The organism is Brevibacterium salitolerans (assembly GCF_039531405.1).
GTDB lineage: Bacteria > Actinomycetota > Actinomycetes > Actinomycetales > Brevibacteriaceae > Brevibacterium > Brevibacterium salitolerans.
Genome location: NZ_BAAAPZ010000012.1, coordinates 51,353 through 63,673, shown reverse-complemented (window position 1 = coordinate 63,673; position 12,321 = coordinate 51,353). Strand labels below are relative to the sequence as shown.

Sequence of the window (12,321 nt, the reverse complement as noted above, 5' to 3'; positions counted from 1 at the left end):
GGGGCGGGACCGCTGACATGGCGCGACGAGACGTGAGAACAGGGAACGGACGATGAGAGACGAGAACTCCGGAGACGCACAGGGCCCGGGCCGCGACGGAACCGGACCGGTGATCCCGCCGCCGCGGACGCAGCAGCGCCCGGCCCCTCCCGTCGTCGCCGAGCCCGCGCCCCCTGCCCAGCCGCCTCGGGCTCCGGGACCGCAGACCCCGGAGCCGCAGACCCAGGGACCGCAGACGTCCGGGCCGCGCATCCCCGCTCCGCGCACGGATGCGGAGCCGCCGCCCTCGTCCTCGGGTCCTCGCCCCTCGTCGGCGCCCCGGTCCGGCTTCGCCACCACCAACCCCGCGAACCCGGATCCGGTGCTCGCGGGCGGCTTCCCGGATGCCTCGGCACCGGGGGCCTCCCCGGACACGTCTGCGCCGAGCATCCCGGCCCCGCGGCATCCGTCTGCGGGGGCAGGCCCGTCCGCGGGCCCCGCTCCGGGTGCCTCGGCACCCGGCACCGCCTCGGCACCCGCGGCGCCCTCTCCGGCCGGAGCCGGATCCGGCGGGAACGGCCGGAGCACGCTCTTCCCCGGCACGGACCTCACGCAGCTGCGGTTCGCCGGCTACAACTTCGGGCCGCAGGGGGAACCGGCACAGCTGAGCATCGCGGCCACCGGGGACGGCTCGCTCCTGCTGCGCTGGGAGCCGGTGGAGCACGCAGCCGTCTACCGCGTCGTCGCCTCCGACGAACAGCCCGCGCCCTCCCCGGACATCGCCGACGTCGTCGCGGTCACGGAGGAGTCCTCCGCCGTGGACGCCTCCGTCCCGCGCACCGCCATGCGTCACTTCCAGGTATGGCGCTACGACGGGGCCAGCGTGCCGGAGGTGACCTCCGTCCAGCCGGTGCTCCACGCGCAGGGCCGGATCACGCTGGGAGTGCGCAATGCCCACGTGGGTGTGGACGTCGCCCAGGTGGTGGGCAAGTGGAACGTGCTTCCGGGCATCCGGCGGGTGCACATCTACCGGGCCCGTCCCGCGGAGGCCGCTCACGCCCTGGGCGACCCGCGCTTCGCCGTCGCCGCCTCCAGCCCCTCTCTGCAGGGATTCCAGGACGCCGGCACGGAGCCGGGGGAGCGCTACGTCTACCAGATCGTCGCGGAGGACACGGACGGGCGGACCTCGGACCCGCACACCGTGGTGCTGCAGATCCCCGTCGTGCTCAGCCCGGTCACCGATCTCCGGTTCGTGCTCACGCCGGGCGAGACCCCCACCTTCGACCTGGAGTGGACGCCGCCGCGCTACGGCAGGGTGGAGATCTTCCGCAGCTCCCGGCCTCCGGCCTCGGGCCTGGGGGAGGAGGCCATGTCCGCCGGCCGCCTGGGCCCGGGCTCCGGGCTGGAGGCCGAGGACATGCTCCCGTACCCCGTGGAGGAGCTCGAGGACGGCCGCCGGTCCATGCGCGAGGTGCCGTGGCCGCACGACTGGACCCGCGCCTACTTCACCCCCGTGGTCTACGACGGCGACAGCGTCTTCGTGGGCACGACGGTGCACGGGCAGAGCGTGAGCCCGGTGCGGGAGGCCCGGCTGGCGGAGCGCGTGGGCCGCAAGATCGTGAGCTTCGCCTGGCCCCGAGGCGCGGACGTGGTCCGCCTGCACCGGACGAACCTGGGCGGCACGGCGGAGTCCGCACTCCAGAGCCCGCCGGTCCAGGAGATCGACGAATCCGTCTACCGCGAGCGCGGCGGCATGCCCATCGAGGGGCACGAGGAGCGTGCGGGGGCCACCTTCTACCTGGTGTCCGGTCTGTTCAGCGGGGGCGAGCTCATCACCTCGGCGCCGGTGCGGCTCGACTGCCCGCCGCTCACCCAGCTGCGCTACGAGATCGACTGGGACCTGGAGGTCGGCACGCCCTGCGGCCGCGTCCGGGTCCTGGCGGTGCAGGAGGACCTCCACACGCAGGTCGCGTTCGTGCTCGTCCACAACGAGGGCCGGATGCCGCTGCACAAGGAGGACGGCCATCGCGTGGCGCTCTTCGTCCCCCTGCCGCAGGGCTGGCAGTCGCTGCCGCGCTTCCAGCCCGGCGTGGTCGTAGGGGCGCAGAGGTGGCAGGAGGCACCCGTCGTCACCTTCGCCGCAGGCGTGGAGGGCTATCCGCAGCAGGGCTTCGTGCGGCTGTTCGCGGATCTCGATCCGGAGGCCATGCGGGGCGTCGCCCTCCTGGATCCGGACGTGAGGGTCATGCGCGTGGATCTGGCGCTGTCCCACCTCGCAGCACGGCTCCAGCAGGCGCAGGCCGCCGCGGAACAGGCCGCCGCGCAGGCGGGCCCGCAGGGCAGCCAGCGGGCCGCACCCGAGGCGGGCTCGGGCCAGAGGCGCAGGTGGGGGTTCCGGCGTGGCTGACTCGATCCGGACCTTCCGCCCCGGCGACAGGCGGCCCGGCCCGGCAGGGCAGGACGAGCAGCCGGGCGGGCCCGAGCAGCCGGCGCGTCCCGCTGTGACGCCGCCGGGTGCCCCCGCGCCCCCGGCCTCCCCGCCTCCTGCAGCCGTCACGCCGGTGCCGCCCGTCACGCCGGTACCGCCGGTCGCGCCCGTGTCCCCCGCGGCGCCCGGATCTTCCGCAGCTCCGGTCCCACCGGTTCCCTCCGCGGTCCCGGCACCGGCTGTGCCTCCGGGGCCTCCCGCCGCCTCGGCCGCTTCGCCGGCACCCGCTCCTCCGGCCACCGCAGCCGCCCCGTCCGCGTCAGCTGCCGCCTCGGCCCCGGCCTCCCGGTGGGCGCAGATCACCTATGCCTCCTTCGACCGCGGCGACGGTGTGCCGGGCGGCTGGCAGGTCAAGGACACGCTGGGCGAACCGGACGCGGACGAGCTGCGCCTGCTGCGGCGCAGCGTGGTGAGCCGCTTCTCCTTCCACGGCAGCCTGCCGGCCTTCCTCAGCGCGGAGGAGGCGGAGGCGCTGCCGGTGCGCATGCGCTTCAGGCCGCCCGGCCCCGGCAGCCCCGGCGTCCTCACGCACGCGGTGCCCGCGGGGGCCGACTCCACGGGACGGCCCGGCAACGTCTACAGCCACGTGGCTCTGGACCGCGGCCCCTCCGGCGCGGAGCGTCCCATCGACCTCTGGAGGTCCTCCGCGTTCGCCCGGCCCTACGGGGTGGAGGCGATCCTCCGCACCCGGCCGGTCGCGGAGCCCCAGGCGCACCCCGAGGGATTCGGACGGACGGAGACCGTCGCCTCCCTGCTCACCACCCCCGGCTACACGGAGCCGTTCCTCGCCGCCGCGGACGCGCTCACCGAGGCCGTGCGCGGTGGGCGGCGCCTCGTCCTCGTCACCGACAGGCAGGACTGGGCCGCCCTCGTCATCACGGTCCTCACACACCTCACCTCGCCGGCGCTCGCCCGGTGCATCGGCTGGTCCCTCTACGAACGCGCCGACGATCTGGGGTCCAAGGAGCTGCGCGGCGCCCACATCGTCACCGTGCCGGAGGCGGACGCGGGCCGGCTCTCCGAGCGCGAGGACGTCTTCGTGCTGGCCGACGGCGATCTGCCCGTGCGCGGGGAGGACGGCTCCCATCTCGTGCGCCAGGGTCCCGCGATTCCCGGCGGTCCGTTCTCCGCGCTGATGGAAGCCGTGGCGGCGGTTCCGGAGCAGTTGCCCGCACGCCTCCGTGCGCTCGAGGCCCTCGATGCCCGCTTCCCCCTCGCCGCGGACGAGGTCGTGGAACCGGCATGGGCGCTCGCCGTCGTCGTCGACGAGGCCGCTTCCGGGCCCACCGCCGAGAGTGCGACACAGAGTGCGGCTGCACAGGGCGAGGCTGCACAGGGTGCGGCAGCTCAGGGTGCGACTGCACAGGGTGCGACTGCACAGGGTGCGGCGGAGGCCGGCGACTCCTCTGGGCATGACGGCACCGGCGCGGGACCGGGTGGCACCGGCACAGGACCGGGCGGTGCGGAAGCCGCGGCGGACGGCGGGGAGCCGCCGCTGCCGCCGGCGGTCCGTGCGGCGGTGGAGGCCGTCATGGGCCGCTCCGCGCCGCGCTCCGCCCGTGCGGACAGAGGCCGGGCGAAGTCGATCGTCTCCGCGCTGACGCCGCGCATGGGCTCCACTGCCGCCGAGGCCTGGGCGCTGCTGGGTGAGCTCGACCCCGCGCGCTCGGCCGTCCAGCACGCGCTCGTCGCTCGCACCGCGCTGCTGCGCACCCTGGACGAAGGCGTACCGGAGGCGGCACCGCCGGCCTCCCGGTTGCACGGTGACCCTTCCCGCGCCGCCGACGACGCCCTCGTACAGGTGGCTGCGGATGCCGTCGAACGGGTGCTCAAGGCCTCCGGAGAGGCGCACGGCGAGGACCGCCGCGCCCTCGCCCTCCACGCGTTCCAGCTGGCCAACCTCCTCGCGGATGCGGGCATCTACGTCTCCTCGGAGGCCAGCCCGCAGCTGGAGGCGCGCCTCGTGGAGATGTTCGAGACCGTCCCGGCGGTGCAGGACGTCTGGCGTCCGGGTGGAGAGCACCTCGTGAGAGAGATCGGTCGCCTCGCTCCCGGGATCCCCGCGCTCGTCATCGCCGGTCTCTGCCAGGGGACGGCCCCCGTCGCCGAGGCCAGCACACCATCTCCCGGCGCCGGCACCGGCGCGCCACCCCTGGTCACGGAGGTCTTCGCGGACCTCCTTCTCGCCCACGGCGCAGCGGACGCTGTGCTGCCGCAGGCCTCTGCCCCGCAGGCCGCTGCTCCACCGGGTGGTGGAGCAGCGCCCTCCTCGTTCTCCGGCTCCGCCGAGGCCGCGGACTCCAGCACCCCGGCCGGCCGTCTCACGGCGCAGCTGCTCGGTCGCCTGCTGATCCACGGTGAGCGGCGTGATCTCCTTCCGCTGTGGGTGCGCCTCGCCGCTGGGCTGAGCCCGGACTCCCGGCAGGCTCCGGAGGACGTGCAGTCGGTTCTCACGGCGCTGCATCCCACGCCGGGTGAACTCGCGGAGATGGAGGACGCGGCTCCGTGCTGGCTGGTGACGGAGCCGCACCTCCTCCTTCCGCTCCTCACACAGCCGTGGGAGCCCGGGCTCGAAAGGCTCTGCGGCGTCCTCGTCCGCACCCGGATCTGGTATTCGCGCGGGCATCGCCTCGCCCTTCTGCTGCAGGCGGCCTACGACGATGCCGGCGCGCAGGACATCGAGCCCAGCGAAGCGCTCCGAGTGCTCATATCGCCGCTCACCCACGACGGGCCGGAGCCGGAGTGGGCGCACGCCCGGGCGCTGTCCTCGGACCTCTTCGCGGCGCTTCTGCGGACCGTGCTCCTCCGTGCCGATGCCCTGCGGGAGGCCGCGGAGCGCGACACAGGCGTGCCGGCCGCCGAGGCGCACGTGTGGCCGGGATTCGCCTTCGGCGAAGCCGCACTGCCCGGAGCTGTGCAGCCCGGGACCGCGCAGCCCGGGACCGCGCAGCCCGGAGCCGCACTGCCCGGGACCGCACTGCCTGGGACCGCACTGCCTGGGACCGCGAAGCCCAGAACCGCACCGCCCGGAGAAGGCATGGACGCGGCGGTCTTCGCCCGGCGGCTGCGCTCCCTGGTGCCCGAGGCCGTGGATGCCGCCGCTGTCGCGGGTCGTCTGGGAGTGCGCCCGTCCCAGCGGTCCGGGACCGCTCCCGCGCCCACCGGGCCGGCACACAGCGAGCCTCTGCCGGGTGTAGCCCCTCTCTCAGCCCCCGCGCACTCGGAGCAGCGGCACCCGGCAGTCGGGCCTCCCGTGCCGGAGGCCTCCCCGCCCGCGCCCGCACCCGGGCACGCGCGGTGGGCGCCCGGCGGCCTCGGCAGCGGACCCGCTCCGCAGCCGTACCGGTGGCGCCCGGATCCCCACAGCACCCTGGTGGGGCTGGCCGAGCTCGCCCTCGCGGAGCGGCTGCAGCAGCGCGGTTTCGCCCTCCTCCTGCCCGCCGAGGCGGAGCTCCTGGCGCTCGCCGCGGACGCCCCGGAGGCGGAGGTGCAGTCCGCGGAGGCACACACCGAAGCCGGGGGTCGCAGGGCGCGCGGAGGCCGCCGCGGACGCCCCGTGCAGGGCGCCTCCCTCTTCCAGGAGGTCCTGCTGGTGGGACTGCAGAGCACGGAGAGGGAGCTGCGTGACATCCTGGCCGAGGCCGGCGAACGGCTGGAGGCGGAGGCGGCGGACAGGGTCGCCCAGGCCGCCGCGCACAGCGCCGGACGCGGCGCCTCCAGGGTCCCGCGGCCGCGAGACATGGACGCGGCGATCGACGAGCTCGCCCTGGGGCTGGGCGCACAGCTGGGAGGCGAGGACATGGCGCGGAGCACAGGCCGCAGCGGCCATGATGCGGGAGGCGGGCGTTCGCTCTTCTCCCGGTTCGGCAGGAAGGACGAGGAGACGCGATGACGGTCTTCATGCTCAATCGCGGGGCGGAGATCCGCATCCCGCGCACCCGCCTCACCCTCACCGCGCATCTGCCGGTGCCTCATGCCCGCGTGTGGGCCGCGGGCGCGGACGGCTCTGAGGTGGAGCACATCGCCCCGGCCCCGGGCATCCTCGTTGTGCCGCAGCCGCCGGAGAACCTGACGTTCGGGGTGACGACGGACGGACGGGAGTTCCCCGCCGGATCCGTCGTGCACCTCAAGCTCAAGGCGGAGGGCGGGCCGGGCGGAGAGACCGATGAGATCCGGCTCTCGGAGGGCACGGACCTTTCCGGAGTCTCGGGGGCCCTGCTCCTCACGCTGCGGGCGGAGGGCGATTCGCTGCTCGTGAGACTCGCGGACCTGCCCGCGGCGCGTCCGGACCTGCCCCCGCTCGCCGAGGCCGCGCGGGTGGAGACCCGGCGCCGGCTGGGCGGCCTCGACGCGGGTGCCGCGGCGCGGACGGTGCTCCTCGCGGTCGACGCCTCGGCCTCGACGCGGGCGCTCGACGACACCGTGCTCCGGGGCGCGCTGGAGATCCTCTCCGGGTTCGCCAGCGTGGTCGCCGCCGGCCACTCCGTCCTCGCCGCCCTGCTGGACGCGGCACCGGAGCACGTGCGCTGCGAGGACGTCTCCGCGCTGCCGGAGGCCGTGCTGCGGGCGAGGGCGGACAGACCGCTGCGCTCCGTCTTCGCCGCTTCCTCCGCTCAGCTCGTCCGGAGCCTGCCTGCCGGGACCGCGGTCCTCTTCGTCACGGACGCGCTGCCCGCGGACTTCGAGCTGCTGGCACCGCTCACCCGGGAGGACGGGGTGCTCCGCCACCTGGTGGTGCTCGGCAGCCGTGAGGACTGGGCGGTCGAGTCCGCCGGAGTCACGCTGCCCGGCGGCGCCACCGTCATCGACGTCGCGGAGCTGAGCGAGCTGCCGGAGCCGCAGCACAGCGGCCGGCTGGGCGAGATCGCGGACTCCCTGCTCAGGGGGCTCACAGAGCCGGCGCAGTCCCCCGACCGTCCCACGTCCCGCTCGCGGCACTGAGAGGAGAAACCGTGTCCAAATGCCCTCTCTGCTTCTACGAGGTCCCGGTCGACCACTACATGTGGGCGCTGAAGAACACCGGTCTGGAGCCGGTCGTCGACGATGTCGCCTCCCGCTGGCTGGGTGCCGAGGTCGCCTATGAGGCGGTGCTGGACCTGCATCAGTCCAACCCCGACTACCACGGCCCCTGGCCTCCCGACGGGCGCGCGCTCGCCGCGGAGTTCGCGGAGCCGGGCACCGAGGTGGAGGGCGAGATCTGCCCCCACTGCCACAACCCGCTGCCGGAGCACTGGCGGGAGACGATGGTGACGAACGTGGTGATGTGCGGTGCCCGCGCCTCGGGCAAGAGCCTCTACATCGCGACCGCGGTGAAGTCCCTCCACCAGTTCCTCCTGCGCCACGGTGCGAGCGTGCAGATGGCGACGGCCGCCACGGAGCGCGTCTACCGGGAGCACTACGAGAAGCCGCTCTTCCAGGAGATGGGCCTCATGGGAGCCACGGTGGCGGCGAACACCGGTGCCGACGCCTTCCACCTCACCCCGCTCATCTTCAGCCTGGGCGTCGATCCGGTGACGAGACTGCGGCACATGCTCGTGCTGCGCGATGTGGCGGGCGAGGAGCTGGAGAACCCGCCGGCCGAGGACACCCACCTGGACTTCATGGTCCGCGCGGACACCGTGATCTTCATGTTCGACCCGCTCTCCGTGGACGCGATCCGGCGCCGCCTGCAGGATCTCGTGCCGCTGGACGCGCGGTCCTCCGGCAGCGCGACGACGGTGCTGGACAACCTGCAGCGGCGGATCGGGGTCTCCGCGCGGCCGCCGCGGGTGGCCGTGGCGCTGTCCAAGTTCGACGTCATGCAGAAGCTCGCGGACATCAACGACGCGGAGTGGAGCCGGATCATGTCGAATCCGGGCGCGGCGATGATGCGCGAGCCGTCCTACGTGCAGTCCTTCGACCTCGACGAGTCCTTCCGCGTCCACGAGGAGATCCGCAGCCTGCTGCTGTTCATGCAGGCGGCCGAGGTCGTCAACAAGATGGAGCGGCCCCACCTGGGCAGCCCCATGCCGCACCAGTACTTCGCGGTGTCTGCCCTGGGCGACTCGCCGCAGGGCGAGAAGGTCTCCAGCCACGGCATCGCACCCTTCCGGGTGCTGGATCCGCTGCTGTGGGCCATCGACCAGCAGCGGCAGGGGCATCTGCGATGAGCGCGGCGACACAGGGTGAGGAGACTCGGTCATGAGCATTCCGATGGGTTTGCTGCAGGAGGCGCTGGGGCAGTTCGTCCTCGCGTTCCTGCTGGTGCACGTGGTGACGCACGTCCTGCTGGGCGCGCAGCTCGCCCGCATCGCAGGGATGCGCTGGTGGGCGGGTTCGCTCATCGCCGTCGTGGTCCCCGGGATCGGGGCGCTCATCGTCGCGGTCATGGCCGCGCTCGCCTCGTTCGGCAGGCTCGGCGAGGAGCTGCGCGTCCGCACGCCGCAGGAGGCGTTCGCCGGCCGCGATGAGCGGGCCCGGAGCGCCGCCGGCGCGCTGTTCGCGCTCCTCCCTCCGGTGCTCGCGCTCGCCGGAGCGGGCATCGCGCTGGCTCTGGCATGGGTGAGGCTGAGGGGCGGCTCCGCCTCCGCGGGGGTGCTCTCCGCCTGGGACCTCGGGCTGGACGCGCCGCTCGTCGGCTGGATGGCGCTGGCCGTGCTCGCGGTGCTCTTCGCCCTGTTCGGCTCGCCCCGCTGGGCCAACGCCGCGAGCATCTGCGCGGGCGGCGGTCTGCTGGGGCTGGCCGTCGGCTCTCTCGTGGTGGTCCGGGTGGTGCGTCGTGTGGGCGAGCGGTCGGAGAGCCTCGGAGCCGCGCTCTCCCAGGGAGACCTGGCGGAGCGGGTGGGGGAGATCGAGCGGCTGCGGCAGCTGGACCTCGCCCAGTACACCGGTGCCGAGGCCGGCCCGGCGGTGTGGGTGGTGCTCGTGACCGCGATCGCGGTCCTGGCGGTCGGTGCGGTGTTCACCTTCCTCGTCCCGGCGCTCGAGAAGCGCGAGGGCGTGCCGGGCGGCGCGGCGGGTGCCGGTGGCAGCAGCGCAGGCGGTGCGGACGGCGGTGCGGGGCACGCGGCACAGCAGGCCGGGATTCCCGGCGGTGCAATTCTGCCCGGCGGAGCCGGTACCGGTGCGGGGCCGGGCTACGGTTCCGGCTCGGGGTATGGCTCCGGGCCCGGTTACGGTCCGGCCCACGGCTCTGCTCCGGTCAGTGGCTCGGGGCCGGGCTACGGCTCGGGCCCCGGTTACGGCTCCGCACCGGGTCAGGGTGCCGGCGCGGGCAGTGCGCCCGGGCAGGTGGGCTCACCCTCACCAGGTGGGTTCCCCGCCCCCGGTGGCTTCCCCGCCCCCGGCGGTGCGGGCGGGCACAGCGGCCAGCCGGGCACCGCGGCCGCGCCGCCGTTCGGTGCGGGCCAGCCCGGCTACGGCGGGTACCCGCCGGCGGGTCAGGGCAGCCAGCCGCAGCATTGGTGAGCGCCTCGGGCTCCGGTCCTGGCCGCATCCGCAGCTGACCTCCCCGACCTTTCACACTTTCTGACGCTGTGCGCATGTGTGCGCGCATGAACGCCGTTGGAAGGTGCGAGACGTTGCAGGGGAGGCGCGCGGTGCGTCGGCGGTCCGCTCCGCACAGCGGCTCTGCGCAAACGCAGGAGCCGGAGCGCAGGTTTCTGCGAGTGTGCCTTGAATCACGGGCGGGGACTGTTCAAGATGGGGTTCCGTACACCGGGTGCGTTCGGCGATCAGGACCGGCGCACCTCTTGGATCCGCAGAGGCGGTTCCTGCGACAGCGCGGCCGCAGCGGGGCTCAGAGGAGAGCCGCCGGGCCCGCGCGCGGGACCGGGTCTGCGCCATCGTCTGGAGCGCACATGTCCCACCAGTCTAGCGACGCACGGGAGCAGCGGACCCTGCTGCAGCGTGTCGTCGCGGCCTCCATGGCCGGCACCGTCGTCGAATGGTACGAGTTCTTCCTCTACGCCTCGGCCGCCACCCTGGTCTTCAACCACATCCTCTTCCCGCCGTCCAACAACCCCTTCGATGCGGTGATCGCGGCCTTCGGCACCTATGCGATCGGCTTCATCGCCCGCCCTGTGGGCGGCATCGTGTTCGGCCACTTCGGTGACAAGTACGGGCGGAAGAAGCTCCTGCAGCTCTCGATCGTGCTGGTGGGCGTCTCGACCTTCCTCATGGGCTGCCTGCCCACCTTCGACCAGATCGGCTATGCGGCGCCCGTCATCCTCGTGACGCTGCGCTTCATCCAGGGCTTCGCGGTGGGCGGCGAGTGGGGCGGTGCCGTCCTCCTCGTCGCGGAGCACTCGCCCAACAAGGAGCGCGGCTTCTGGGCGTCCTGGCCGCAGTCCGGTGTGCCGCTGGGCAACCTGCTCGCCACCGCGGTGCTGTTCGTCCTCACCGCCGTGCTCACGCAGGACGCGTTCCTGTCCTGGGGCTGGAGGATCGGCTTCTGGCTCTCCGCGGTCATCGTCATCATCGGCTGGTACATCCGCACGAAGGTCAGCGATGCCCCGATCTTCGAGGAGGCGCAGGCCGAGGTCGTCGAGGAGGACGCGGGCTACGGCGTCATCGAGGTCGTCAAGCGCTATCCGCGCGGCGTGTTCTGCGCGATGGGCCTGCGCCTCGTGGAGAACATCCACTACTACCTCGTGGTCACCTTCACGATCACCTACCTCTCCCTGCAGGTGGGCATCGAGAATCACGAGATCCTGGGGCTGCTGCTGGGCGCGCATGCGATCCACGCAGCGATCGTGCCGCTCATCGGCAAGCTCACGGACGTCGTGGGCCGCAAGCCGCCGTACCTGGTGGGCATCCTGCTCACGGCGACGTGGGGCTTCTTCGCCTTCCCGCTCTACGACACCGGCGAACCGTTCATGATCTTCCTCGGCATCCTCGCCGGCCTGATCTTCCACGGCTTCATGTACGCCGGACAGCCGGCGATCATGGCGGAGATGTTCCCCACCCGCATGCGGTACTCGGGCGTGTCCGTGGGCTATCAGGTGACGGCGATCGTGGCCGGCTCCTTCGCCCCCATCATCGCCACCTGGCTCCTGCGCGAGACCGGCTCGTCCGTGCCCATCGCGATCTACCTCGCGGTCGCTGCCGCGATCTCGCTCGTGGCGCTGGTCTTCACCCGGGAGACCCGCGGGGTGGACCTCATGGAGGTCGACCGGATGGACGCGGAGTCCCGCGTCGCCCGGCGCAAGGGCAAGCTCGACGACCTGCCCACCGCCTGAGTCGCCTGCGGGTGAGGCCTGCGGCAGGGTGCGCCCATGATGGTCGCGTGTCCCGCCAGCGGGTTGCGCAGCCCGGACACGGACACGGCCGCCCACACATGTGTGGGCGGCCGTGGTGATTCACGGTGGGAACCGTCAGCGGCAGTCTGCGCAGAGTCCGAAGACCTCCACCTGGTGGCGGGTGAGGGAGAAGCCGTTCTCCTCCGCGATCCGCGGCAGCCAGCTCTCGAGGGGCGGAGTGACCTCCACGGCGCGCCCGCACCGCTCGCAGATCAGATGGTGGTGGTGCGCGCCGTTCTCGCACGCACGGAACAGCTGCCCCGTGGAGGTCGTGACGACGTGGGCCTCCCCGTCGTCCGCGAGTGTGTTGAGCTGCCGGTAGACGGTGGCGAGGCCCGCCGTGCGGCCCTCGTCCGTGAGCCGGCGATGCAGCTCCTGTGCGGAGACGAAGCCGTCTGCAGCCTCGAGGGCCTCTCCCACGGCCTTCTTCTGCGCGGTGCGCCTGCGGGCGCGCGGCGGCTCCGACATGCGTCCTCCTGAGGCGGAAATGAGAAGGGTTCTCGAACTCATCATCATATCTCAATGCGTGCATGCATGCCGGCGCAGAGCCCGCGAACGCACGCAGCCGCCCACACA

At 73.4% G+C, this 12,321-nt stretch carries 7 protein-coding genes; 6 read left to right on the top strand and 1 reads right to left on the bottom strand.

The genetic code is table 11. From position 1 onward, the window contains the following. The first annotated feature begins 52 nt into the window (after nucleotides 1-52). The 6 genes from ABD240_RS12705 (at nucleotide 53) to ABD240_RS12680 (ending at nucleotide 11,685) form a co-directional block, all read left to right on the top strand. Nucleotides 53-2,386, top strand: coding sequence for a SaeA-related protein (locus ABD240_RS12705; RefSeq protein ID WP_344337643.1), 2,334 nt, complete (start codon nucleotides 53-55; stop codon nucleotides 2,384-2,386). A 262-nt stretch (nucleotides 2,387-2,648) separates the two neighbouring features. After that, nucleotides 2,649-6,359, top strand: coding sequence for a GAP1-N2 domain-containing protein (locus tag ABD240_RS12700; RefSeq protein ID WP_344337642.1), 3,711 nt, complete (start codon nucleotides 2,649-2,651; stop codon nucleotides 6,357-6,359). Beyond that, nucleotides 6,356-7,408 (top strand): hypothetical protein, encoded by a 1,053-nt coding sequence (locus ABD240_RS12695; protein WP_344337640.1) that lies wholly within the window; start codon nucleotides 6,356-6,358, stop codon nucleotides 7,406-7,408. Before ABD240_RS12700 ends, ABD240_RS12695 begins: the two co-directional genes overlap by 4 nt. An 11-nt stretch (nucleotides 7,409-7,419) precedes the next feature. Further along, a complete protein-coding gene (locus tag ABD240_RS12690) occupies nucleotides 7,420-8,616 on the top strand; it encodes a TRAFAC clade GTPase domain-containing protein (protein WP_291795370.1) in 1,197 nt (398 codons plus the stop codon). 31 nt (nucleotides 8,617-8,647) lie between these two features. Further along, entirely contained in the window at nucleotides 8,648-9,913 is a 1,266-nt protein-coding gene (locus ABD240_RS12685) for a hypothetical protein (protein ID WP_344337639.1), read from the top strand. 392 nt (nucleotides 9,914-10,305) lie between these two features. Next, complete coding sequence (locus tag ABD240_RS12680) at nucleotides 10,306-11,685, top strand: MFS transporter (RefSeq protein WP_291795374.1); 1,380 nt, start codon at nucleotides 10,306-10,308, stop codon at nucleotides 11,683-11,685. A gap of 135 nt (nucleotides 11,686-11,820) precedes the next feature. Here ABD240_RS12680 and ABD240_RS12675 read toward each other — a convergent pair whose 3' ends face one another. Then, on the bottom strand, nucleotides 11,821-12,213 hold the full coding sequence (locus ABD240_RS12675; protein ID WP_344337637.1) for a Fur family transcriptional regulator: 393 nt from the start codon (nucleotides 12,211-12,213) through the stop codon (nucleotides 11,821-11,823). Nucleotides 12,214-12,321 lie beyond the last annotated feature (108 nt).

Bases quoted from the DNA above. Each gene is read 5' to 3' on its own strand.
- ABD240_RS12705 (WP_344337643.1), top strand. From the start codon at position 53: ATGAGAGACGAGAACTCCGGAGACGCACAGGGCCCGGGCCGCGACGGA.
- ABD240_RS12695 (WP_344337640.1), top strand. From the start codon at position 6,356: ATGACGGTCTTCATGCTCAATCGCGGGGCGGAGATCCGCATCCCGCGC.
- ABD240_RS12685 (WP_344337639.1), top strand. From the start codon at position 8,648: ATGAGCATTCCGATGGGTTTGCTGCAGGAGGCGCTGGGGCAGTTCGTC.
- ABD240_RS12680 (WP_291795374.1), top strand. From the start codon at position 10,306: ATGTCCCACCAGTCTAGCGACGCACGGGAGCAGCGGACCCTGCTGCAG.
- ABD240_RS12675 (WP_344337637.1), bottom strand. From the start codon at position 12,213: ATGTCGGAGCCGCCGCGCGCCCGCAGGCGCACCGCGCAGAAGAAGGCC.